This window comes from Kitasatospora sp. NPDC056800 (assembly GCF_042789775.1).
Taxonomy (GTDB): domain Bacteria; phylum Actinomycetota; class Actinomycetes; order Streptomycetales; family Streptomycetaceae; genus Kitasatospora.
Window position 1 is genome coordinate 25,465 of record NZ_JBHUAL010000027.1, and the last position, 21,927, is coordinate 47,391.

A 21,927-nucleotide genomic window follows, 5' to 3' on the forward strand; every position below is an offset into this window, starting at 1 on the left:
CTCGTCGGCTCAGTCGACGGACGTAATCGAGAGAGGTAATTCCAATGGCTGGACCCCAGCGCCGCGGTAGCGGCGCCGGCGGCGGCACCGGCGGTGGCGAGCGGCGCGACCGTAAGCGTGACGACCGGGGCAACGCCCCCGCCGTCGAGAAGACCGCTTACGTCGAGCGCGTTGTCGCGATCAACCGTGTCGCCAAGGTTGTCAAGGGTGGTCGTCGTTTCAGCTTCACCGCGCTGGTCGTGGTGGGCGACGGTGACGGCACCGTGGGTGTCGGTTACGGGAAGGCGAAGGAGGTTCCGGCCGCCATCGCCAAGGGTGTTGAGGAGGCCAAGAAGAACTTCTTCAAGGTCCCCCGTATCCAGGGCACCATCCCGCACCCGATCCAGGGTGAGAAGGCCGCCGGCGTCGTGCTCCTGAAGCCCGCCGCCCCCGGTACCGGTGTTATCGCCGGTGGTCCGGTGCGCGCCGTCCTGGAGTGCGCCGGCATTCACGACATCCTGTCGAAGTCGCTCGGCTCGGACAACGCGATCAACATCGTGCACGCCACCGTGGCTGCTCTGAAGGGCCTCGTGCGCCCCGAGGAGATCGCCGCCCGTCGTGGCCTGCCGCTGGAGGACGTGGCCCCCGCCGCTCTGCTGCGGGCGCGTGCTGCTGGGGTGAGCGCCTGATGGCTCGCCTGAAGATCACGCAGACCAAGTCGTACATCGGCAGCAAGCAGAACCACCGTGACACCCTGCGTACGCTTGGTCTCAAGCGCATGCACGACGTCGTGGTGAAGGAGGACCGTCCCGAGATCCGCGGGATGGCCCACACGGTCCGTCACCTGGTGACGGTTGAGGAGGTGGACTGATCATGGGCGACAACCCGATCAAGATCCACAACCTGCGTCCCGCCCCGGGTGCCAAGACCGACAAGATCCGCGTGGGTCGTGGTGAGGGCTCCAAGGGTAAGACTGCCGGTCGTGGTACCAAGGGCACGAAGGCCCGCTACCAGGTTCCGCAGCGCTTCGAGGGTGGCCAGATGCCGCTCCACATGCGCCTGCCGAAGCTGAAGGGCTTCAAGAACCCGTTCAAGATCACGTTCCAGGTTGTCAACCTCGACAAGCTGGCCGAGCTCTACCCGCAGGGTGGCGAGGTCACTGTCGAGGACCTGGTCGCCAAGGGCGCGGTTCGCAAGAACTCCCTCGTCAAGGTGCTCGGCACCGGCGAGGTCTCGGTTGCGCTGCAGGTGACGGTCGACGCCGTCTCCGGCTCCGCCGCCGAGAAGATCAAGGCCGCCGGCGGTACGGTCACCGAGCTCGTCTGAGCCCGCTGAGATCCGCCTTCGAGCCCCGCACCTCCTCCGGGAGGTGCGGGGCTCGTGCCGTTCCCGGGGACATCGGGCCGGAAGGCGCTCGTTCTTTTGTGTGGCAAACCCGGGCATCCCGTACCCCGTGAGTGGGGGAGGGGCGGTACGCGCTTCTTCCGAGTGGCTGCGCACTGTTAGAGTCCGTGGAGTTCCCTTGTAGGCTGCGCGTAGGCTCGCCTGTGCCGTCTGTACGGGGGCCCGAACCGCAAACTCCCCATTCAGGACCGACCCTCCCGCCGACGACGCGCGGGAGGCGCAGGAGGCACCGTGCTCAGTGCGTTCGCGCGGGCGTTCCAGACGCCCGACCTGCGCAAGAAGCTGCTGTTCACGCTGGGCATCATGGTGCTGTTCCGCCTGGGCTCGCACATTCCGATGCCGGGCGTGAGCTTCACGGCCGTGAACGAGTGCGTGAAGGAGACCAAGAACAGCGGTCTCTTCGGGCTCGTCAACCTGTTCAGCGGCGGCGCGCTCCTCCAACTGACGATCTTCGCCCTCGGCATCATGCCGTACATCACGGCGAGCATCATCCTCCAGCTCCTCACCGTCGTGATCCCGCGACTGGAGATGCTGAAGAAGGAGGGCCAGGCCGGCCAGGCCAAGATCACCCAGTACACCCGTTACCTGACCATCGCGCTCGCCGTGCTCCAGGGCACCGGCATCGTGGCGACGGCCTCCAGCGGCGCGCTGTTCTCCGGCTGCCCGCTGGCCAACCAGATCGTCCCGGACACCAGCGTGTTCCGGATCGCCGTCATGGTGCTCACGATGACGGCCGGCACCACGGTCATCATGTGGCTCGGTGAGCTGATCACCGACCGCGGCATCGGCAACGGCATGTCGCTGCTGATCTTCACCTCGATCGCGGCGCAGTTCCCGTCCTCGATGTGGGCGATCAAGACCTCCGGCACCATCGGCGGCGGCTGGGTCGAGTTCCTCTCCGTGGTCGCGGTCGGCGTCATCGTCGTGATGCTGGTCATCTTCGTCGAGCAGGCCCAGCGCCGGATCCCGGTCCAGTACGCGAAGCGGATGATCGGCCGCCGCGCGTTCGGCGGGACCTCGACCTACATCCCGCTCAAGGTGAACCAGGCCGGTGTCATCCCGGTCATCTTCGCCTCGTCGCTGCTGTACATCCCCGCCCTGGTGGTCCAGCTGACCAACAGCCAGGCCGGCTGGGCCACGTGGATCCGGACGAACTTCGTCAAGGGTGACCACCCGATCTACATGGCCACGTACTTCCTGCTGATCGTCTTCTTCGCCTTCTTCTACGTCGCCATCTCCTTCAACCCCGAAGAAGTTGCCGACAACATGAAGAAGTATGGTGGGTTCATCCCGGGCATCCGGGCCGGCCGACCGACGGCCGAGTACCTGAACTACGTGCTGACCCGAATCACGTGGCCGGGTTCGCTCTACCTGGGCCTGATCGCGTTGATCCCGATGATCGCCCTGGTCGCCTTCGGACAGCAGACCAACTTCCCGTTCGGCGGCACCAGCGTGCTCATCGTCGTCGGCGTCGGACTCGAAACTGTGAAGCAGATCGAGAGCCAGCTCCAGCAGCGCAATTACGAAGGGTTCCTCCGCTGATGCGTATCGTCCTCGTTGGTCCTCCCGGGGCCGGGAAGGGTACTCAGGCGCACCTGCTCGCCAAGACCCTGTCCATCCCCCACATCTCCACCGGCGACCTGTTCCGTGCGAACATCAGCCAGGGCACCCCGCTGGGCCTCGAGGCCAAGTCCTACATGGACGCGGGGCGCCTGGTGCCGGACGAGGTCACCATCGGGATGGCCAAGGACCGCATGCTCCAGACGGACGCCGTCAACGGCTTCCTGCTCGACGGCTTCCCCCGCAACCTGGGGCAGGCCAAGGCGCTGGACGAGTTCCTCGCCGAGCAGGGCATCAAGCTGGACGGCGTGCTGGACCTGGAGGTCCCCGAGGACGAGGTCGTCCGCCGGATCGCCGGCCGCCGCCTGTGCCGCAACGACGGTGGCCACGTCTTCCACGTGGACTACAACCCGCCGAAGGTCGACGGCGTCTGCGACGAGTGCGGCGGCGAGCTGTACCAGCGCTCGGACGACACCGAGGACAAGGTGCGCACGCGCCTGGAGGTCTACCACACGGAGACCGAGCCGATCATCGACTACTACGTCCAGCAGGGCCTGGTGGCGACCATCTCGGCCCTCGGCAAGGTGGACGAGGTCACCGCCCGCTCGATCGAGGCGCTGAAGCAGGACAGCTGAGTCTCTCGGCGAACGTACGACGGTACGGCCGGGTCGCCCGCCCCACGCGGGTGGCCCGGCCGTTTCGGCGTCGTACGGTGGTAGCAGTGGTAATCCGGACTTGGAAGGCGTGACCAGATGGTGGAGATCAAGACCCCCGAGCAGATCGCGAAGATGCGAGCGGCCGGGCTGGTCGTCGCCGAGGCCCTGAAGGCCTGCCGCGAGGCGGTCGCCCCCGGGGTGACCACCCAGGAGCTCAACGACGTCGCGGACAAGGTCATCACCGACCACGGCGCCACCTCGAACTTCCGGGCCAACCACGGCGGGCTCTGGTTCCCGGGCGTGATCTGCGCCTCGGTGAACAACGAGGTCGTGCACGGCATCCCCGGCGACCGGGCCCTCCAGGAGGGCGACATCATCTCGATCGACTGCGGCGCCATCCTGGACGGCTGGCACGGCGACTCGGCCATCACCGTGGCGGTCGGCGAGGTCCGCCCGGAGGTCGAGATGCTGAGCCGGGTGACCGAGGGCTCGATGTGGGCCGGCATCGCCCAGATGAAGAAGAACAACCGCCTGGTGGACGTCTCCAAGGCGATCGAGGGCTTCATCCGCCGCCAGCCGCTCCCGCCCAAGGGCAAGTGGGGCATCACCGAGGGCTACGGCGGCCACGGCATCGGCACCGCGATGCACATGGAGCCGCACGTGCTGAACTACGTCGAGCGCGGCCGCGGCAAGGGCCCGAAGCTCGTCCCCGGCACCGTGCTGGCGATCGAGCCGATGGTGTCGCTCGGCACCCCGCACACCACCGTGCTGGAGGACGACTGGACGGTCGTCACCAACGACGGCACGTGGGCCTCGCACTGGGAGCACTCGGTGGCCGTCACCGAGCAGGGCCCGCTGGTGCTGACCGCCTTCGACGGCGGCAAGGCGGAGCTGGCCAAGCTGGGCATCACCGCAGCTCCGGACCCCCTCGCGTAGTCCTGACGGCGCTCAACTGCCGCTGCTGACAAGGGATCAGGGCCCTGGAGGTTTGGACCTCCAGGGCTTTTGTCCTATTTTTATGCGCTGGCAGTGGTCGGCTCCGGCCGGTCCGGTTACGAGCGATGCAGGAGAGAGCACGTGCTCAAGGGATTCCGCGACTTCATGATGCGCGGCAACGTCGTCGACATGGCGGTCGGTGTGGTCATCGGTGCCGCGTTCACCGCGGTGGTGACCGGCTTCGTGTCCGCCTTCCTCACCCCGCTGGTGGGTGTGGTGGTCGGCGCCGCCGGCGACTTCAGCTCGTACAAGGCGCACATCGCGGGGGTGACCTTCCCGTACGGGCAGTTCCTCAACGTGCTGATCGCGTTCTTCATGACCGCCGCGGTGCTGTACTTCTGCGTGGTGCTGCCGATCACCAAGGCGACCGCGCGCTACATGCCGAAGAAGCCGAAGACGCCGAAGCGCCCGTGCCCCGAGTGCCTGACCGACATCCCCGAGGCCGCCCGCCGCTGCTCGGCCTGCACCGCCCACGTCGAGCCGCTGACGGTCCTCAGCAAGGCCTGACGTAGCAGATGTGACGGCGACCGCTTTCCGGGACCCCCGTTTTGGTGCACCGGACGCGCTGGCGTAGGATGGACCGTCGGCTCACTCGTAGCGTGCTTCAGCGCGCCCTCTTCCCCCCGGGGAAGGGGTGAACCCAGGTTCGCACGAGCGTTCCGCATACGGTAGCCGGTCCCGGAAGGTGGATCTCGCAGTTCATGGCTAAGAAGCAAGGCGCCATTGAGATCGAGGGCACCGTGATCGAGTCTCTGCCGAACGCGATGTTCAAGGTCGAGCTGCAGAACGGTCACAAGGTCCTCGCGCACATCAGTGGCAAGATGCGCATGCACTACATCCGCATCCTGCCGGACGACCGGGTCGTCGTGGAGCTCAGCCCCTACGACCTCACGCGCGGGCGGATCGTCTACCGCTACAAGTAAGAACGTCAGATCTAGACCCGGAGAACCTGAAACATGAAGGTCAAGCCGAGCGTCAAGAAGATCTGCGACAAGTGCAAGGTGATCCGCCGCCACGGCCGGGTCATGGTGATCTGCGACAACCTGCGCCACAAGCAGCGCCAGGGCTGATCACTCTTCAGCATTTCTCGTAGTACTTCGCGCGACGCGAAAACGTCATAAGCGGGCTACCCGATCCGTCCGTTCCCGGACGGACTGCCACCCCCGGTCAGAGGCCGGGGCTCCCTCACCGTGAGGTGTCGGAGTAGGTAGCACGCAAGACCTCTGAAGAACCACAGGAGCCTTGAATGGCACGCCTCGCCGGCGTTGATCTCCCCCGTGAGAAGCGGATCGAGATCGCCCTTACGTACGTGTACGGCATCGGCCGTACCCGCGCCCAGCAGACCCTGGCCGAGACCGGTGTCAACCCGGATGTCCGCGTTCGCGACATCTCCGAGGACGACCTCGTCAAGCTGGGCCAGTACATCGACGCCAACTACACGGTCGAGGGTGACCTCCGCCGTGAGGTGGCCGCCGACATCCGCCGCAAGGTCGAGATCGGCTGCTACGAGGGTCTGCGTCACCGCCGCGGCCTGCCGGTCCGCGGCCAGCGCACCCACACCAACGCGCGTACCCGCAAGGGCCCGCGTCGCGCGATCGCCGGTAAGAAGAAGCCGGGCAAGAAGTAGTCCGTCCCGTAACCGGACATCCCTCCGGCCCGCGGGTCAGCGGACCGACCACCTCAGTAGGAGAACAGACTTATGCCCCCCAAGGGTCGTCAGGCTGCCGGCGCGAAGAAGATCCGCCGCAAGGAAAAGAAGAACGTCGCTCACGGCCACGCGCACATCAAGAGCACGTTCAACAACACCATCGTTTCGATCACCGACCCCGCGGGCAACGTGATCTCCTGGGCCTCCGCCGGCCACGTCGGCTTCAAGGGCTCGCGCAAGTCGACCCCGTTCGCCGCGCAGATGGCCGCCGAGGCCGCTGCCCGTCGCGCGCAGGAGCACGGCATGCGCAAGGTCGACGTCTTCGTGAAGGGTCCGGGCTCCGGCCGCGAGACCGCGATCCGTTCGCTCCAGGCCACCGGCCTGGAGGTCGGCTCGATCCAGGACGTCACCCCCACCCCGCACAACGGCTGCCGTCCGCCGAAGCGCCGCCGCGTCTGACGCAGCGCCTTCGGGCACGCGGGTGATGTTTTAAACCTCGTACGGGCTCCCGTTTTCTACGGGAGCCCGTACGCTTGGTCCTGTCGGCATCAAATAGTGGGTGCCGAAGACAACTGGAGGATTCCCCCCATGCTTATCGCTCAGCGCCCCTCGCTGACCGAAGAGGTCGTCGACGAGTTCCGCTCGCGGTTCGTGATCGAGCCGCTGGAGCCGGGCTTCGGCTACACCCTCGGCAACTCCCTGCGCCGCACGCTCCTGTCGTCGATCCCGGGTGCCGCTGTCACCAGCATCCGCATCGACGGCGTCCTGCACGAGTTCACCACCGTGCCGGGCGTCAAGGAGGACGTGACCGACCTCATCCTCAACATCAAGCAGCTGGTCGTCTCCTCGGAGCACGACGAGCCGGTCGTGATGTACCTGCGCAAGCAGGGCCCGGGTGTCGTCACCGCCGCCGACATCGCCCCGCCGGCGGGTGTCGAGGTGCACAACCCGGAGCTGGTCCTCGCCACGCTGAACGGCAAGGGCAAGCTGGAGATGGAGCTGACCGTCGAGCGCGGTCGCGGCTACGTCTCCGCCGTCCAGAACAAGGCCTCCGGCCAGGAGATCGGCCGCATCCCGGTCGACTCGATCTACAGCCCCGTGCTGAAGGTCACCTACAAGGTCGAGGCCACCCGTGTCGAGCAGCGGACCGACTTCGACAAGCTGATCGTCGACGTCGAGACCAAGCCCGCCATGCGTCCGCGCGACGCCATGGCCTCGGCCGGCAAGACCCTGGTGGAGCTGTTCGGCCTCGCCCGCGAGCTGAACATCGACGCCGAGGGCATCGACATGGGCCCGTCCCCGACGGACGCCGCCCTGGCCGCCGACCTGGCGCTGCCGATCGAGGAGCTGGAGCTCACGGTCCGCTCCTACAACTGCCTCAAGCGCGAGGGCATCCACACCGTGGGTGAGCTCGTCGCCCGCTCCGAGGCCGACCTGCTCGACATCCGCAACTTTGGTGCGAAGTCGATCGACGAGGTCAAGGCGAAGCTGGCCGGCATGGGCCTGGCCCTCAAGGACAGCCCGCCCGGGTTCGACCCGACCGCTGCCGCCGACGCCTTCGGCGCCGACGACCTCGACGACTCGCACTTCGCCGAGACCGAGCAGTACTGAGAGAATTGGCCGCGGGGGCGGTTCCACGAACCGCCCCCGTCGTCGTGAAAGTCGTACGGGCAACAGTGCCCGTACGCCCGCTGCGGTACCTGATACGGCCGTAGTCGGAGATTCAAGGAGTAATCCATGCCGCGTCCCACCAAGGGTGCCCGCCTCGGCGGCGGCCCGCACCACGAGCCGCTGCTGCTCGCCGGTCTGTGCCGGGAGCTGTTCCAGTACGGCCGCATCACCACGACCGAGGCCAAGGCCCGTCGGATGCGCCCGCTGGCGGAGAAGCTGATCACCAAGGCGAAGAAGGGCGACATCCACAACCGTCGCCTGGTGCGCAAGACCATCACCGACGTGTCGGTGCTGCACACCCTCTTCACCGAGATCGCGCCGCGCTACGAGAACCGCCCGGGTGGTTACACCCGTATCACCAAGATCGGTCCCCGTCGTGGCGACAACGCCCCGATGGCCGTGATCGAGCTGGTCGAGGCGCTGACCGTCGCGCAGACCGCCGTCGGCGAGGCCGAGGCCGCCACCAAGCGTGCCGTCAAGGAGGCCGACGCCAAGGTCGAGGAGACCAAGGCCGACGCCGCCGAGGCCGAGCAGGCCTGACACCTCTAGGTGTGTTGCGGGCCCGCTTCCCCAGTGATGGGGGAGCGGGCCCGTTCCTTGTTCTTCGAGGTCCCGGGAGAAGAGAAGCAGTGGTCAACGAGTGCGCCGAGCAGCCGCCGGTGAAGGACGGCCCGGCCGACGGGTACGTCCGGGTCCGGCTCGACCTCGCCTACCAGGGTGCCGAGTTCTCCGGCTGGGCCCGCCAGAAGGGCGGCCGCCGGACGGTCCAGGAGGAGATCGAGAGCGCGCTGCAGGTCGTCACCCGCAGCCCGGAGCTGTTTCCGCTGACCGTGGCCGGCCGCACCGACGCCGGGGTGCACGCCCGCGGCCAGGTCGCCCACGTCGACCTGCCGGCCGAGCTGTGGGCGGAGCACCGGGAGAAGCTGCTGCGCCGGCTGGCCGGCCGGCTGCCCGGGGACGTCCGGGTCTACCGGGTCGGCGAGGCGCCGGCCGGGTTCGACGCCCGCTTCTCGGCCGTCTGGCGCCGGTACGCGTACCGGGTCTCCGACCACCCCGGCGGGGTGGACCCGCTGCTGCGCGGCCACGTGCTCTGGCACGACCGGCCGCTGGACGTGGAGAAGATGAACGCCGCCGCGAAGCTGCTGCTCGGCGAGCACGACTTCGCCGCGTACTGCAAGAAGCGCGAGGGCGCCACCACCATCCGCACCCTGCTGGAGCTGCACTGGGACCGCGTCCCGGTGGACCCGTACGCCGCCCAGGAGGGCTCGCTCGCGGTCGCCACCGTGCGGGCCGACGCCTTCTGCCACAACATGGTCCGGGCGCTGGTCGGCGCGATGCTGCTGGTCGGCGACGGGCACCGGCCGGTGGAGTTCCCCGGCGAGGTGCTGGCCGGCGGGGTGCGCAACTCCGCCGTCAACGTGATCCGGCCGTACGGGCTCACGCTGGAGGAGGTCGGCTACCCGCCGGACGACCAGCTGGCCGAGCGCAACCGCGCGGCCCGGCGGATGCGGACCCTGCCCGGTCAGCCGGCCATCGGTTAATCCGTTTTGGCCCGGCGCGTCCGCTTGGGAGAATCGTTCCCATGGGACACGTCGAGATTTCGCACCTGGAGTACTACCTGCCGGACGGGCGCGTGTTGTTCGACGACGCGTCCTTCCGGGTCGGAGAGGGCGCCGCGGTCGCCCTGGTCGGTGCCAACGGCGCCGGCAAGACCACCCTGCTCCGGATGATCGCGGGGGACATCCAGCCGCACGGCGGCACGGTGACGATCAGCGGCGGGCTCGGCGTGATGCGCCAGTTCGTCGGCACCACCGGCCGCGAGGACCAGCAGTCCACCCCGGGCGCGCTGCCGGCCGACGCCTCGGTGCGCGACCTGCTGGTCTCCGTCGCCCCCGAGCGGATCGCCAAGGCCGCCCGCGCGGTGGACGCCGCCGAGCTGGCGATGATCGCCCAGGACGACGAGAAGACGCAGATGGCCTACGCCCAGGCGCTCTCGGACTGGGCCGACGTCGGCGGCTACGACTACGAGACCGACTGGGACGTCTGCACGATGGCGGCCCTCGGGGTGTCCTTCGACAAGGCCCAGTGGCGCGGCCTGAACACCCTCTCCGGCGGCGAGCAGAAGCGGCTGGTGCTGGAGGCGCTGCTGCGCGGCCCCGAAGAGGTGCTGCTGCTCGACGAGCCCGACAACTACCTGGACGTCCCGGCGAAGCGCTGGCTGGAGGAGGCCCTCAAGGCCACCTCGAAGACCGTCCTGTTCATCTCGCACGACCGCGAGCTGCTCTCCAAGACCGCCGACAAGATCATCTCCGTGGAGTCCGGCGCGGCGGGCAGCAGCGTCTGGGTGCACGGCGGCGGCTTCGACTCCTTCCACGAGGCCCGCAAGGACCGCTTCGCGCGGTTCGAGGAGCTCGGCCGGCGCTGGGACGAGGAGCACGCCAAGCTCAAGAAGCTGGTCGTCACCCTGCGCCAGGCCGCCGCCGTCAGCCACGCCCTGGCCACCCGCTACGCCGCCGCCCAGACCCGGCTGAAGAAGTTCGAGGAGGCCGGGCGGCCGGAGGAGCCCCCGCGCGAGCAGAGCATCACCATGCGGCTCAAGGGCGGGCGCACCGGTGTGCGCTCCTTCACCCTGGAGCAGCTGGAGCTCACCGGCCTGATGCGGCCCTTCGACCTGGAGGTCTTCTACGGCGAGCGGGTCGCGGTGCTGGGCGCCAACGGCGCCGGCAAGTCGCACCTGCTGCGGCTGCTCGCGGGGGACGAGACCGTCGAGCACACCGGCGCCTGGAAGCTCGGCGCCCGGGTCGTGCCCGGCCACTTCCGGCAGACCCACGCCCACCCGGAACTGTTCGGCCGCACCGTGCGGTCGATCGTCGAGGAGGAGCACGCGCTCAGCCGCGGCGCCGCGATGGGGGCGCTGCGCCGGTACGAGCTGGACCGCCAGGAGGAGCAGAAGTTCGAGTCGCTGTCCGGCGGGCAGCAGGCCCGGCTGATGATCCTCAAGCTCGAACTCTCCGGTGTCACGGCCCTGTTGCTGGACGAGCCGACCGACAACCTGGACCTGGAGAGCGCCGAGGCGCTGCAGGCCGGCCTGGAGGCCTTCGAGGGCACCGTGCTGTGCGTCACCCACGACCGCTGGTTCGCCAAGACCTTCGACCGTTTCCTGGTGTTCGGCGCGGACGGCCGGGTGTTCGAGTCGCCGGAACCGGTCTGGGACGTGACCCGCGTGGAGCGCGAACGCTGAGTGACGGCCGGGCCTCCGGCCGGAAGGAGCCGACCCATTTTTGACCCCTTCGGATCCGGCCGGTAACCTGGACGCTTGATGTGCGTATTGGCTCGCTCTATCTCACGTGAGAGGTCGGTACGCCGGAGACATCAGGTCGTCGACCAGCGGTCACCCTTGAATTGCGTCCAAGGTTGGCCAGGCTGCTCTGCCGTCCGGGTGCTCCTGTCAGGACTCACTCACTGAAAAGCGAAGGCTACGACCGTGCGTACGTACAGCCCCAAGCCCGGCGACGTCCAGCGTCAGTGGCACGTCATCGACGCGACCGACGTCGTGCTCGGCCGCCTGGCCTCCCAGGCCGCCAACCTCCTCCGGGGCAAGCACAAGGCGATCTACGCGCCGCACGTTGACACTGGTGACTTCGTCATCATCATCAACGCCGACAAGGTGCACCTGTCCGGTAACAAGAAGACCCAGAAGCTGGCCTACCGCCACTCGGGCTTCCCGGGCGGTCTGCGCTCGGTGCGCTACGACGACCTGCTGGCGAACAACCCGGAGAAGGCCGTCGAGAAGGCCATCAAGGGCATGATCCCCAAGAACAGCCTGGGCCGCCAGATGCTCTCGAAGCTGAAGGTCTACTCGGGCGACCAGCACCCCCACGCTGCCCAGCAGCCGGTGCCGTTCGAGATCACCCAGGTCGCGCAGTAATTCGGCCACCAAGCCCCCCAACACTGAAAAGAGCTGAGGAACACCGTGGCCGAGACCACTGAAACCCTTGAGGTCGACTTCGACGAGGCCGTTGAGGCCGTCGAGGGCGAGTACACCTCCGAGGAGAGCTACACCTCCGAGTCGCTGGCCGGCCGCTTCGGCGAGGCCGTCCCCGGCGCCGGCCTGGGCCGTCGCAAGGAGGCGATCGCCCGCGTGCGCATCGTCCCCGGCACCGGCCAGTGGAAGATCAACGGTCGCACCCTCGAGGGTTACTTCCCCAACAAGGTGCACCAGCAGACCGTGAACGAGCCCTTCAAGCTCCTCGAGCTGGACGGCCGTTACGACGTCGTCGCCCGCATCAGCGGTGGCGGCGTCTCCGGCCAGGCCTACGCGCTGCGCCTCGGCGTCGCCCGTGCCCTGAACGAGGCCGACGTGGACAACAACCGCGGCGCGCTGAAGAAGGCCGGCTTCCTGACCCGTGACGCCCGCGCCGTCGAGCGCAAGAAGGCCGGTCTGAAGAAGGCCCGCAAGGCGCCGCAGTACAGCAAGCGCTAATCGCCTCCCCCGGGGGTGCGGTCCGCCCTGGCGGCGCACCCCCTGGTTGCGCGAAAAACCGTCGCCCCGGAGTACCTCGCGTACTCCGGGGCGACGTGTTCCCCGGCTACTGCGCGGCGGCCGGGATCATCGGTTTGGGTTCCGAGCAGTGGTGATGGAGGACGGGACAGTGGGACGACTCTTCGGTACGGACGGCGTGCGCGGGGTGGCCAACGAGGGCCTGACGGCGGAGCTGGCGCTCGGCCTGTCGGTCGCCGCGGCCCATGTGCTCGGCGAGGCCGGCGCCTTCGACGGCCACCGGCCGGTCGCGGTGGTCGGCCGTGACCCGCGCGCCTCGGGCGAGTTCCTGGAGGCCGCCGTCATCGCCGGTCTGGCGAGCGCCGGCGTCGACGTCCTGCGGGTCGGCGTCCTGCCCACCCCGGCCGTGGCGTACCTCACCGGCGCGCTCGGCGCCGACTTCGGCGTGATGCTGTCCGCCAGCCACAACGCCATGCCGGACAACGGCATCAAGTTCCTCGCCCGCGGCGGCCACAAGCTGGACGACCGCATCGAGGACGCGATCGAGACCCACTACCGCAAGCACACCCTCGGCGACGAGGACTGGAACCGTCCGACCGGCGCGGCCGTCGGCCGGGTGCGCGAGTACACCGAGGGCTTCGACAAGTACGTCGCCCACCTGATCGGCGTGCTGCCCAACCGCCTGGACGGCATCAAGGTCGTCATCGACGGCGCCCACGGCGCGGCCGCCTACGTCGCCCCCGAGGCCTTCGCCCGGGCCGGCGCCGAGGTGGTCCACACCCTGGGGGCCGAGCCCACCGGCCTCAACATCAACGACGGCGTCGGCTCCACCCACCTGGACCGGCTGCGCGTCGCCATGAAGGAGCACCGGGCCGACCTCGGCATCGCCCTGGACGGGGACGCCGACCGCTGCCTGGCCGCCGACGCCGAGGGCAACGAGGTGGACGGCGACCAGATCATCGCCATCCTCGCGATCGCCATGAAGGAGGCCGGCACCCTGCGCGGCAACACCGCCGTGGCCACCGTGATGTCCAACCTCGGCTTCAAGCTGGCGATGGAGCGCGAGGGCGTCGAGCTGGTGGAGACCGCCGTCGGCGACCGCTACGTGCTGGAGGCGATGAAGGAGCACGGCTTCGCGCTGGGCGGCGAGCAGTCCGGCCACGTGATCCTGCTGGACCACGCCACCACCGGTGACGGCACCCTGACCGGCCTGATGCTGGGCGCCCGGCTGGCCGCCACCAAGCAGCCGCTGGCCGACCTGGCCGCCGTGATGACCCGGCTGCCGCAGGTGCTGATCAACGTCAAGGGCGTCGACAAGTCCCGGGTGAGGACCAGCACCGAGCTGGCCGCCGCGGTCGCCGAGGCCGAGGCCGAGCTGGGCTCCACCGGCCGGGTGCTGCTGCGCCCGTCGGGCACCGAGCCGCTGGTCCGGGTGATGGTCGAGGCCGCCGACCCGGCACAGGCCGAGACGGTCGGGCAGCGCCTGGCCGAGGCCGTGCGCACCCACCTGGGCTGAGCCCCGGAGACACGGTGAAGGGCCCCCGCGCGCCGCGGGGGCCCTTCGTGTCGTGCGCTCCTCCGGAGGTGCCTCCCCGGGCGCGCCCCTCGGGGGGCGCTCTTCGGGGTGCGCTCGTCGGGGTGCGCTCGTCGGGGTGGGCTCTTCGGGGTGGGCTCGTCGGGGTGGGCTCAGAGCTTGCGCAGCAGGGCCCGGCGGACCTTGTGGTCCTGGCCCTTCTGGAGGATCAGGGTGGCCCGGCCGCGGGTCGGCAGCACGTTCTCCAGCAGGTTGGGCTTGTTGATGGTGCGCCAGACCTGCCGGCCGTACTCCATCGCCTCCTCCTCCGGCACCTCGGTGAAGCGGCGGAAGTAGGAGTTCGGGTCCTGGAAGGCGGTCTGCCGCAGCTTGCGGAAGCGGTCCAGGTACCAGTGCTCGATGTCGTCGGTCCGGGCGTCGACGTAGATCGAGAAGTCGAAGTAGTCGGCCACCGCGAGGCGGGTGCGGCCGTCGCTGCCGGGCAGGGCCGGCTGGAGCACGTTCAGGCCCTCGACGATCAGGATGTCCGGGCGCTCCACGGTCAGCCGCTCGCCCTGCACGATGTCGTACACCAGGTGCGAGTAGACCGGCGCGCTGACCCGCTCCTTGCCCGCCTTCACGTCCGCGACGAAGCGCATCAGCGCCCGGCGGTCGTACGACTCCGGGAAGCCCTTGCGGGCCATCAGGCCGCGGCGGCGCAGCTCGGCGTTGGGGAGCAGGAAGCCGTCGGTGGTGACCAGTTCGACCCGGGGGTGCTCGGGCCAGCGGGCCAGCAGCGCCTGCAGCAGACGGGCGGTGGTGGACTTGCCGACCGCGACGGAGCCGGCCACGCCGATGATGAACGGGGTGCGGGTGCGCTCGGTGTCCGGGGTGTCCAGGAACGTGCCCAGCGTCCCGCGCAGCTCGTGCGTGGCGTGGATGTACAGGTTCAGCAGGCGCGACAGCGGCAGGTAGACGTCGCGGACCTCGTCCAGGTCGAGGGCGGTCCCGAGGCCGCGCAGCCGTTCCACCTCCTCGGCGGTCAGCGGCAGCGGCGTACGCTCGCGCAGCGCGCTCCACTCGGCCCGGCTGAGGTCCACGTAGGGGGACGGGGACGGGCCGGGCGTGGCGGCGCCCGGCGTACAGAGTTCGGTCAGCACATGCTCCATTGTGAGCCGTCGCGGCGTTCACGGTGGCTGTGGTGTCGGTCACGCAGTGTTCCCGCGCGGCGGGAAAACGGCCACAGAACCGCCCTTATGCTGGCACGCATGTGCGGAATTGTTGGATACGTGGGCGCTCAGACCGCCCTCGACGTAGTAATCGCAGGCTTGCAGCGACTGGAGTACCGGGGCTACGACTCGGCCGGTGTCGCGGTGCAGGTCCAGGACTCCGAAGGGCAGTGGAGCCTGGCCACCGACAAGCGGGCGGGCAAGCTCGCCAACCTGGAGAAGTCGCTCGCCGAGACCCCTCTGCCCGGCGGCACCACCGGCATCGGCCACACCCGCTGGGCCACCCACGGCGGCCCGACGGACGCCAACGCCCACCCCCACCTGGACGACCGCGAGCGGGTCGCGGTGGTGCACAACGGCATCATCGAGAACTTCGCCCAGCTGCGCGCCGAGATCGCCGAGCGCGGCCACACCCTCCGGTCCGAGACCGACACCGAGGTCGTCGCCCACCTGCTGGGCGAGGCCTACGCGGGCGACCTCGCCGAGGCCATGCGGGCGGTCTGCCGTCAGCTGGAGGGCGCCTTCACCCTGGTCGCCGTGCACGCGGACGCGCCGGACGTGGTCGTCGGTGCCCGCCGCAACTCGCCGCTGGTGGTCGGCCGCGGCGAGGGCGAGAACTTCCTCGCCTCGGACGTCGCCGCCTTCATCGCCCACACCCGTGAGGCGATCGAGCTGGGCCAGGACCAGGTGGTCGAGCTGCGCCGGGAGGGAGTGACCGTCACCAACTTCGACGGCACCCCGGCCGACGTGCGCGAGTACCACGTGGACTGGGACGCCTCCGCCGCCGAGAAGGGCGGCTACGACTACTTCATGCTCAAGGAGATCGCCGAGCAGCCGAAGGCGGTCGCCGACACCCTGCTCGGCCGGATCGGCACCGACGGCCGGCTGACCCTCGACGAGCTGCGGATCTCCGACGCCGACCTGCGCTCGGTCGACAAGGTCGTCATCGTGGCCTGCGGCACGGCCTTCCACGCCGGCATGATCGCCAAGTACGCGATCGAGCACTGGACCCGCATCCCCTGCGAGGTCGAGGTCGCCTCCGAGTTCCGCTACCGCGACCCGATCATGGGCCCGGGCACGCTGGTCATCGCCATCTCGCAGTCCGGCGAGACCATGGACACCCTGATGGCCCTGCGGCACGCCCGCGAGCAGGGCGCCAAGGTGCTGGCGATCTGCAACACCAACGGCTCCACCATCCCGCGCGAGTCGGACGCGGTGCTGTACACCCACGCCGGTCCGGAGGTCGCGGTCGCCTCCACCAAGGCGTTCCTGACCCAGCTGGTCGCCTGCTACCTGGTCGCCCTGTACCTGGGCCAGGTGCGCGGCACCAAGTGGGGCGACGAGATCTTCGCCGTCATCAAGGAGCTCGGCGACGCGCCGAAGCAGGTCGAGCAGGTCCTGGAGACCATGGAGCCGGTGCGCGAGCTGGCCCGCTCGCTGGCCGACGCCCGCTCGGTGCTGTTCCTCGGCCGCCACGTCGGCTTCCCGGTGGCCCTGGAGGGCGCGCTCAAGCTCAAGGAGCTGGCGTACATGCACGCCGAGGGCTTCGCGGCGGGCGAGCTCAAGCACGGCCCGATCGCGCTGATCGAGGAGGGGCTGCCGGTCGTGGTGGTCGTGCCCTCGCCGCGCGGGCGGTCGATCCTGCACGACAAGATCGTCTCCAACATCCAGGAGATCCGGGCCCGCGGCGCCCGCACGATCGTGATCGCCGAGGAGGGCGACGAGGCCGTCGTCCCGTACGCGGACCACCTGATCCGCATCCCGGCCACCCCGACCCTGCTCCAGCCGCTGGTCTCCACCGTCCCGCTGCAGGTCTTCGCCTGCGAGCTGGCCACGGCCAAGGGCCACGAGGTCGACCAGCCGCGCAACCTGGCGAAGTCGGTCACCGTCGAGTAGCCGCTCGGCCGTACGGCGCCCCTGCGGTGGCTGCGTCCTACCGCAGGGGCGCCGTGTCGAGTGCGAACGAGAACGGGGCGGGCAGGTCGATCGCCTTGCCGAACTCGACCTTGGTCTGGGTGATGTAGTCCTCGCCGTCGGGTTCAGTGAACAGGGTGATCATGCCTTCGCCGCGGTCGATCAGCAGGTAGCAGGGGATCCCCGCAGCGGCGTAGCCCCTGCGCTTGGGCTCGCGGTCCTTGTGCGGGTTGATCGACGTGATCTCGAAGACCAGCAAGACCCCTTCTGCAGAAGCCCACGAGTCGGCGTGCTCGAAATGGCCGACCGGGCTCAGAGTGCCGTCGGGGATGAACCGTCCTTTGGGCGTGATCAGTCCCTTGTTCCCGGACAGGTCGAACTCGGCCTCGGCCTTGCGCATGAACTGCCTGTTCAGCAGGGAGAACGCGGTCTCGTGTTCGCCGTCCGGCGGTGGTGTCACGACGATCTCCCCTTCGATGAACTCGGCCTTGCTTCCCAGCGGGGTGTCCAGCCCCAGAAACGCCTGGAGGAGGCTCTCCTCGCCCAGCGGGTGCTCGACTGCCGGCATGGCGACCATGGCCCTTCTCCCTCCTGCTGGTCTGTACCGAGCGACAAAGTAGGCGTACGGACCGGAGCCGGTGGGGGATCGAAGTGGGTGTCACTCGAAAGTGTGCCGCAGGCCCGGCTCCCGTGGGGCGGTGACGCGGGCTAGCGTCGGCGGTAGCCGACCGCTGAAGGAGTTCTCCCCATGCGTCATGCACACCCTGTGGAAACCGTCCGGGCCGCCGAGGCCGAGCTGATGGCGCGGCTGCCGGAGGGCACGCTGATGCAGCGGGCGGCCGCGGGGCTGGCCGCGACCTGTGCGCGGCTGCTGACCGGGCGTCGGGGGCGGGTGTACGGCAGTCGGGTGACGGTGCTCGCGGGCAGCGGGGACAACGGGGGTGACGCCCTGTACGCGGGGGCCGCGCTGGCCCGGCGCGGGGCGCGGGTGACGGCGGTGCTGCTGGTGCCGGAGAAGGCGCACCCGGGCGGGCTGGCCGCGCTGCGGGCCGCCCGTGGGCGGGTGACGGTGGAGCAGGAAGTCGGCCTGGCCGACTTCTCGCGCGCGGACCTGGTGCTGGACGGGATCGTCGGCATCGGCGGCCGCGGCGGGCTGCGCCCCGCGGCGGAGCCGTACGCGCGGGCGGCGCGACGCGGGGCGGTGGTCGCGGTGGACCTGCCGAGCGGGGTGGACGCCGACACCGGCGAGGTGCCGGGCGTGGCGCTGCGCGCGGACGTCACGGTCTGCTTCGGCACGTACAAGCCCGGTCTGCTGATCGACCCGGGGGCCTCGTACGCGGGCGCCGTGCAGCTGGTCGGCATCGGGCTGGAGCCGCCCGCCGCGGAGGTGACGGCGCTCCAGCACGCGGACGTGGCGGCGCTGCTGCCGGTGCCGGGCGCGGAGAGCGACAAGTACCGGCGCGGCGTGGTCGGGGTGGCGGCCGGCTCGGCGACCTACCCGGGGGCGGCGCTGCTCGCGGTGGCCGGGGCGCTGCACGGGGGCGCGGGAGCCGTCCGGTACGTCGGCACGGCGGCCGAGGAGGTGGTGCGGCGCTTCCCGGAGGTGCTGGTCACCGAGGGCGGTCCGGCCGGGGCCGGGCGGGTGCAGGCCTGGGTGGTCGGGCCGGGCGGCGGCGAGGGGGCGCGGCAGGCGCTGGCCGAGGCGCTGGCGAGCGACGTCCCGGTGCTGGTGGACGCGGACGGGCTGACCGAGCTGGGCCGGCTCGGCCCGGACGCGCTGGCCGGCCGCACCGCGCCCACCCTGCTCACCCCGCACACCGGCGAGGCCGCCCGGCTGCTCGCGGGTGCCGGGGGCGGCACGCCGCCGGCCGCCGACGACCTGGCCGCGGCCCGGCTGGCCACCGCCCGCCGGCTGGCGGCCGCCTACCGCGCGACGGTGCTGCTGAAGGGCTCCACCACGGTGGTCGCCGACCCGGGCGGGGCCGTCCGGGTGAACCCGACCGGCACCTCCTGGCTGGCCACGGCCGGCAGCGGCGACGTGCTGGCCGGGCTGGCCGGCTCCCTGCTGGCGGCCGGCCTCGCGCCGCTGGACGCCGCGTCGGCGGCCGCCTACCTGCACGGCCTGGCCGGCCGTGAGGCGGCGGGCGAGCCGGGCGCCCCGACGACGGCGCTCGCGGTGGCCGGCGCGCTGCCGGCGGTGTGGCGGGCGGTCCGGACGCCCTGACCGGGAAGGCCGGGAAGGCGCCCGGAGGGCCGGCAACCGGAACCGGACGGTCCGTCGAACGCGTCCGTGCAAGGGACGGACGAGCGGTTCGCCGCAGGTCGGCGCGGTGCGCGCGGCCCGGTCGTCGGCCGCCGCGCCGACGGGCCGTTCGGCGAGGACTCCGGGACGTCTGGGAGACTGACCCTGATGACAACTGCGAACACGATCGGCACAGCCACCCTCACCGACGGCGTACGGGCCGAGGCGACCATCGATCTCGCCGCCCTGCGCGGCAACCTCGCCGCGTTGCGCGAGCGCGTCGGCAGCACGGCGGTGATGCTCGCGGTCAAGGCGAACGCCTACGGCCACGGCGCGGTCGAGTGCGCCCGGGAGGCGGTCGCGAACGGGGTCGGCTGGCTCGGCTGCGCGACGCCGGACGAGGCGCTGGCCCTGCGGGCCGCGGGCATCCGCCCCGAGCAGGCCCGCATCCTGTGCTGGCTGTGGACGCCGGGCGGGCCGTGGTGCGAGGCGCTGCGCGCGGGCCTGGACATCTCGGTCAGCGGCCAGTGGGCGCTGGACGAGCTGCTGCCCGCCGTGCGCGAGACCGGCATCCCGGCCCGGGTGCACCTGAAGGCCGACACCGGCCTCGGCCGCAACGGCTGCCAGCCGCATGACTGGCCGCGGCTGGTGGCGGCCGCCCGCCGGGCCGAGGCGGAGGGGCTGCTGACGGTCGTCGGCGTCTGGTCGCACTTCGCCGCGGCGGACGAGCCCGGCCACCCGTCGATCCAGGCCCAGCTGGACTCCTACCGCGTCGCGCTGGCCACGGCCGAGGCCGCCGGGCTGCGCCCCGAGGTCCGGCACCTGGCGAACTCCCCGGCCACCCTGCTGCTGCCGGAGTCGCACTTCGACCTGGTCCGCACCGGCCTGGCCGCGTACGGGCTGTCGCCGGTGCCCGAGGTGGGCTCGCCGGCGGACTTCGGGCTGCGCCCGGTGATGGCGCTGACCGCGCGGCTGGCGCTGGTCAAGCACGTCCCCGGCGGGCACGGGGTCAGCTACGGCCACCACTACACGACGCTGGGCGAGACGACGCTGGGCCTGGTCCCGGTCGGCTACGGCGACGGCATCCCCCGGCACGCCAGCGGCACCGGCCCGGTGCAGATCGACGGCAAGTGGCGCACGGTGGCCGGCCGGGTCGCGATGGACCAGTTCGTGGTGGACCTCGGCGGCGACGCCCCGGCGATCGGCGACGAGGTGCTGCTGTTCGGCAACGGCGAGCGCGGCGAGCCCACCGCCGAGGACTGGGCCCGCGCCTGCGGCACCGTCTCGTACGAGATCATCACCCGGATCGGTGCCCGGGTGCCCCGCCGCTACCTGGGCGGCAGCCACGCCGAGGTCCGGTCGGCATGACCGGGGGGCCGGCCGAGGGCAGTCCGGTCGCGGCGGTCGCCAGGGCGGCCGGTGCCGCCTCCGGGGTGAGCCGGGCCGGTGTGATCGGGATCTCGGTCGGCGTGCTGGCGGCCGGGGCGGCCGCGGGCGTCGCGATCGAGCGGCTGACCGTCGGCCGGGCGATGCGCCGCCGGGCCCGGGCCGAGCTGGACGCGAACGCCCCGTACGGCTCGCTGCGCGGGCGCCCGAGGACGGTGGCCGCGCCGGACGGCACCGAGCTGTACGTCGAGCTGGACGGCACCGGCTGGAGCGGGCCGGACGGCGGGACCGGTGCCGAGCCGCTGACCGTGGTGTTCTGCCACGGCTACTGCCTCAACCAGGACAGCTGGCACTTCCAGCGGGCCGCGCTGCGCGAGGGCCTGCGGCTGGTCTTCTGGGACCAGCGCAGCCACGGCCGCTCCGAGCGCTCCCGCTCGTACCTGGCGGGCGAGCCGGCCGGCATCGACCAGCTGGGCGGCGACCTCAAGGCGGTGGTCGACGCCGTCGCGCCGACCGGGCCGCTGGTGCTGGTGGGCCACTCGATGGGCGGCATGACGGTGATGGCGCTGGCCGACCAGCACCCGGAGCTGTTCCGCGAGCGCGTCGCCGGGGTGGCGCTGATCGGCACCCTCGCCGGGGACTGGAACGAGGTCAGCCTCGGCCTGCCGAAGGCCGGCGCGAAGCTGTTCAAGAAGGTCGCGCCCGGGGTGGTGAAGCTGCTGGGCCGCCAGGTCGACCTGGTCGAGGCGACCAGGCGGCTGGGCTCGGACGTGGCCGCCGTGTTCTACCGGAGGTTCTCCTTCGGCGGCCGGGACGTCGACCCCGGTGTGGTGCGCTTCGCCGAGCAGCTGCTGGACGCCACCCCGATCGACGTGGTCGCCGAGTTCTACCCGGTGTTCGGCGCGCACGAGAAGTACGGGGCGCTGGACGCCCTGCGCGGCCTGCCCGCGCTGGTGCTGGCCGGGACGAAGGACCTGCTGACGCCCTCGACGCACAGCGAGGCGATGGCCGAGCGGCTGCCCGGCGCGGAGCTGGTGCTGGCCGAGGGCGCCGGGCACCTGGTGATGCTGGAGTGCCCGGAGCTGGTCGACCACGAGCTGGCCCGGCTGCTGCGCCGGGCCGTCAGTTTCGCCGGGGCCGCGCCGCTGCCCGCGGCCGTCCTCGACCTGGCCGGGGAGCGGGCCGCGCAAACTGTCGTCGACCCCGCCTGAGGCCCGGGTGCCCGCCC

At 70.8% G+C, this 21,927-nt stretch carries 24 protein-coding genes; 22 read left to right on the forward strand and 2 right to left on the reverse strand.

Going from position 1 to position 21,927, the window contains the following annotated elements:
- Positions 1 to 44 precede the first annotated feature (44 nt).
- The 18 genes from rpsE to glmM all read left to right on the forward strand — a co-directional run bounded on the left by rpsE (position 45) and on the right by glmM (position 13,931).
- Entirely contained in the window at positions 45 to 668 is a 624-nt protein-coding gene (gene rpsE, locus ACFRQN_RS09220; protein WP_030055834.1) for a 30S ribosomal protein S5, read from the forward strand.
- Positions 668 to 850: a 50S ribosomal protein L30 gene (rpmD, locus tag ACFRQN_RS09225; protein ID WP_049649044.1), complete on the forward strand. Its 183-nt coding sequence runs from the start codon at positions 668 to 670 to the stop codon at positions 848 to 850. Before rpsE ends, rpmD begins: the two co-directional genes overlap by 1 nt.
- 2 nt (positions 851 to 852) lie before the next feature.
- Complete coding sequence (gene rplO, locus ACFRQN_RS09230) at positions 853 to 1,305, forward strand: 50S ribosomal protein L15 (protein WP_030280790.1); 453 nt, start codon at positions 853 to 855, stop codon at positions 1,303 to 1,305.
- Between the two features lie 309 nt (positions 1,306 to 1,614).
- On the forward strand, positions 1,615 to 2,925 hold the full coding sequence (secY, locus tag ACFRQN_RS09235) for a preprotein translocase subunit SecY (protein ID WP_030055837.1): 1,311 nt from the start codon (positions 1,615 to 1,617) through the stop codon (positions 2,923 to 2,925).
- Complete coding sequence (locus ACFRQN_RS09240) at positions 2,925 to 3,578, forward strand: adenylate kinase (RefSeq protein WP_380739395.1); 654 nt, start codon at positions 2,925 to 2,927, stop codon at positions 3,576 to 3,578. Before secY ends, ACFRQN_RS09240 begins: the two co-directional genes overlap by 1 nt.
- A 117-nt stretch (positions 3,579 to 3,695) precedes the next feature.
- Complete coding sequence (map, locus tag ACFRQN_RS09245; RefSeq protein WP_117488221.1) at positions 3,696 to 4,535, forward strand: type I methionyl aminopeptidase; 840 nt, start codon at positions 3,696 to 3,698, stop codon at positions 4,533 to 4,535.
- Positions 4,536 to 4,676: 141 nt separating this feature from the next.
- Positions 4,677 to 5,102, forward strand: a complete 426-nt coding sequence (gene mscL / locus ACFRQN_RS09250; RefSeq protein ID WP_049649047.1) for a large conductance mechanosensitive channel protein MscL — start codon at positions 4,677 to 4,679, stop codon at positions 5,100 to 5,102.
- A gap of 194 nt (positions 5,103 to 5,296) precedes the next feature.
- The gene (gene infA, locus ACFRQN_RS09255) at positions 5,297 to 5,518 is read left to right on the forward strand and encodes a translation initiation factor IF-1 (RefSeq protein WP_003956442.1); all 222 of its coding nucleotides are present in this window, start codon (positions 5,297 to 5,299) and stop codon (positions 5,516 to 5,518) included.
- Between the two features lie 33 nt (positions 5,519 to 5,551).
- Positions 5,552 to 5,665: a 50S ribosomal protein L36 gene (gene rpmJ / locus ACFRQN_RS09260; protein WP_003956441.1), complete on the forward strand. Its 114-nt coding sequence runs from the start codon at positions 5,552 to 5,554 to the stop codon at positions 5,663 to 5,665.
- 176 nt (positions 5,666 to 5,841) lie between these two features.
- Entirely contained in the window at positions 5,842 to 6,222 is a 381-nt protein-coding gene (rpsM, locus tag ACFRQN_RS09265; protein ID WP_049649048.1) for a 30S ribosomal protein S13, read from the forward strand.
- A gap of 72 nt (positions 6,223 to 6,294) precedes the next feature.
- Positions 6,295 to 6,702 carry a 30S ribosomal protein S11 gene (gene rpsK, locus ACFRQN_RS09270; RefSeq protein ID WP_030232513.1) on the forward strand — a complete coding sequence of 136 codons (408 nt, stop codon included), beginning with the start codon at positions 6,295 to 6,297 and terminating at the stop codon, positions 6,700 to 6,702.
- A 129-nt stretch (positions 6,703 to 6,831) separates the two neighbouring features.
- The gene (locus ACFRQN_RS09275) at positions 6,832 to 7,854 is read left to right on the forward strand and encodes a DNA-directed RNA polymerase subunit alpha (protein WP_049649049.1); all 1,023 of its coding nucleotides are present in this window, start codon (positions 6,832 to 6,834) and stop codon (positions 7,852 to 7,854) included.
- Positions 7,855 to 7,980: 126 nt separating this feature from the next.
- Complete coding sequence (rplQ, locus tag ACFRQN_RS09280; RefSeq protein ID WP_049649050.1) at positions 7,981 to 8,454, forward strand: 50S ribosomal protein L17; 474 nt, start codon at positions 7,981 to 7,983, stop codon at positions 8,452 to 8,454.
- Positions 8,455 to 8,543: 89 nt separating this feature from the next.
- A complete protein-coding gene (truA, locus tag ACFRQN_RS09285) occupies positions 8,544 to 9,455 on the forward strand; it encodes a tRNA pseudouridine(38-40) synthase TruA (protein ID WP_380739397.1) in 912 nt (303 codons plus the stop codon).
- Positions 9,456 to 9,496: 41 nt separating this feature from the next.
- Positions 9,497 to 11,155 carry an ABC-F family ATP-binding cassette domain-containing protein gene (locus tag ACFRQN_RS09290; RefSeq protein WP_074003956.1) on the forward strand — a complete coding sequence of 553 codons (1,659 nt, stop codon included), beginning with the start codon at positions 9,497 to 9,499 and terminating at the stop codon, positions 11,153 to 11,155.
- Positions 11,156 to 11,398: 243 nt separating this feature from the next.
- Positions 11,399 to 11,842, forward strand: coding sequence for a 50S ribosomal protein L13 (rplM, locus tag ACFRQN_RS09295; protein WP_030055846.1), 444 nt, complete (start codon positions 11,399 to 11,401; stop codon positions 11,840 to 11,842).
- 45 nt (positions 11,843 to 11,887) lie between these two features.
- The gene (gene rpsI, locus ACFRQN_RS09300) at positions 11,888 to 12,397 is read left to right on the forward strand and encodes a 30S ribosomal protein S9 (RefSeq protein WP_049649053.1); all 510 of its coding nucleotides are present in this window, start codon (positions 11,888 to 11,890) and stop codon (positions 12,395 to 12,397) included.
- Between the two features lie 169 nt (positions 12,398 to 12,566).
- Positions 12,567 to 13,931 carry a phosphoglucosamine mutase gene (glmM, locus tag ACFRQN_RS09305; protein WP_049649054.1) on the forward strand — a complete coding sequence of 455 codons (1,365 nt, stop codon included), beginning with the start codon at positions 12,567 to 12,569 and terminating at the stop codon, positions 13,929 to 13,931.
- Between the two features lie 170 nt (positions 13,932 to 14,101).
- Here glmM and coaA read toward each other — a convergent pair whose 3' ends face one another.
- Positions 14,102 to 15,097 (reverse strand): type I pantothenate kinase, encoded by a 996-nt coding sequence (coaA, locus tag ACFRQN_RS09310; protein ID WP_049649055.1) that lies wholly within the window; start codon positions 15,095 to 15,097, stop codon positions 14,102 to 14,104.
- A 99-nt stretch (positions 15,098 to 15,196) separates the two neighbouring features.
- Between coaA and glmS the strand changes: the two genes are divergently transcribed.
- Positions 15,197 to 17,053 (forward strand): glutamine--fructose-6-phosphate transaminase (isomerizing), encoded by a 1,857-nt coding sequence (gene glmS / locus ACFRQN_RS09315; protein ID WP_117488219.1) that lies wholly within the window; start codon positions 15,197 to 15,199, stop codon positions 17,051 to 17,053.
- Between the two features lie 37 nt (positions 17,054 to 17,090).
- On the opposite strand, the gene ACFRQN_RS09320 is transcribed toward glmS, so the two are convergent.
- Complete coding sequence (locus tag ACFRQN_RS09320; protein ID WP_049649063.1) at positions 17,091 to 17,639, reverse strand: Uma2 family endonuclease; 549 nt, start codon at positions 17,637 to 17,639, stop codon at positions 17,091 to 17,093.
- A 180-nt stretch (positions 17,640 to 17,819) separates the two neighbouring features.
- Between ACFRQN_RS09320 and ACFRQN_RS09325 the strand changes: the two genes are divergently transcribed.
- The 3 genes from ACFRQN_RS09325 to ACFRQN_RS09335 all read left to right on the forward strand — a co-directional run bounded on the left by ACFRQN_RS09325 (position 17,820) and on the right by ACFRQN_RS09335 (position 21,910).
- On the forward strand, positions 17,820 to 19,295 hold the full coding sequence (locus tag ACFRQN_RS09325; RefSeq protein ID WP_380739400.1) for an NAD(P)H-hydrate dehydratase: 1,476 nt from the start codon (positions 17,820 to 17,822) through the stop codon (positions 19,293 to 19,295).
- Positions 19,296 to 19,481: 186 nt separating this feature from the next.
- Positions 19,482 to 20,681: an alanine racemase gene (alr, locus tag ACFRQN_RS09330; RefSeq protein WP_380739402.1), complete on the forward strand. Its 1,200-nt coding sequence runs from the start codon at positions 19,482 to 19,484 to the stop codon at positions 20,679 to 20,681.
- Positions 20,678 to 21,910 (forward strand): alpha/beta fold hydrolase, encoded by a 1,233-nt coding sequence (locus ACFRQN_RS09335; protein ID WP_380739404.1) that lies wholly within the window; start codon positions 20,678 to 20,680, stop codon positions 21,908 to 21,910. Before alr ends, ACFRQN_RS09335 begins: the two co-directional genes overlap by 4 nt.
- The last annotated feature ends 17 nt before the right edge of the window (positions 21,911 to 21,927 follow it).

Coding starts and splice junctions, on each gene's coding strand:
- rpsE (WP_030055834.1), top strand. CDS start 45: ATGGCTGGACCCCAGCGCCGCGGTAGCGGCGCCGGCGGCGGCACCGGC.
- rpmD (WP_049649044.1), top strand. CDS start 668: ATGGCTCGCCTGAAGATCACGCAGACCAAGTCGTACATCGGCAGCAAG.
- rplO (WP_030280790.1), top strand. CDS start 853: ATGGGCGACAACCCGATCAAGATCCACAACCTGCGTCCCGCCCCGGGT.
- ACFRQN_RS09240 (WP_380739395.1), top strand. CDS start 2,925: ATGCGTATCGTCCTCGTTGGTCCTCCCGGGGCCGGGAAGGGTACTCAG.
- map (WP_117488221.1), top strand. CDS start 3,696: ATGGTGGAGATCAAGACCCCCGAGCAGATCGCGAAGATGCGAGCGGCC.
- infA (WP_003956442.1), top strand. CDS start 5,297: ATGGCTAAGAAGCAAGGCGCCATTGAGATCGAGGGCACCGTGATCGAG.
- rpmJ (WP_003956441.1), top strand. CDS start 5,552: ATGAAGGTCAAGCCGAGCGTCAAGAAGATCTGCGACAAGTGCAAGGTG.
- rpsM (WP_049649048.1), top strand. CDS start 5,842: ATGGCACGCCTCGCCGGCGTTGATCTCCCCCGTGAGAAGCGGATCGAG.
- rpsK (WP_030232513.1), top strand. CDS start 6,295: ATGCCCCCCAAGGGTCGTCAGGCTGCCGGCGCGAAGAAGATCCGCCGC.
- ACFRQN_RS09275 (WP_049649049.1), top strand. CDS start 6,832: ATGCTTATCGCTCAGCGCCCCTCGCTGACCGAAGAGGTCGTCGACGAG.
- rplQ (WP_049649050.1), top strand. CDS start 7,981: ATGCCGCGTCCCACCAAGGGTGCCCGCCTCGGCGGCGGCCCGCACCAC.
- ACFRQN_RS09290 (WP_074003956.1), top strand. CDS start 9,497: ATGGGACACGTCGAGATTTCGCACCTGGAGTACTACCTGCCGGACGGG.
- coaA (WP_049649055.1), bottom strand. CDS start 15,097: ATGGAGCATGTGCTGACCGAACTCTGTACGCCGGGCGCCGCCACGCCC.
- glmS (WP_117488219.1), top strand. CDS start 15,197: ATGTGCGGAATTGTTGGATACGTGGGCGCTCAGACCGCCCTCGACGTA.
- ACFRQN_RS09320 (WP_049649063.1), bottom strand. CDS start 17,639: ATGCCGGCAGTCGAGCACCCGCTGGGCGAGGAGAGCCTCCTCCAGGCG.
- ACFRQN_RS09325 (WP_380739400.1), top strand. CDS start 17,820: ATGCGTCATGCACACCCTGTGGAAACCGTCCGGGCCGCCGAGGCCGAG.
- alr (WP_380739402.1), top strand. CDS start 19,482: ATGACAACTGCGAACACGATCGGCACAGCCACCCTCACCGACGGCGTA.
- ACFRQN_RS09335 (WP_380739404.1), top strand. CDS start 20,678: ATGACCGGGGGGCCGGCCGAGGGCAGTCCGGTCGCGGCGGTCGCCAGG.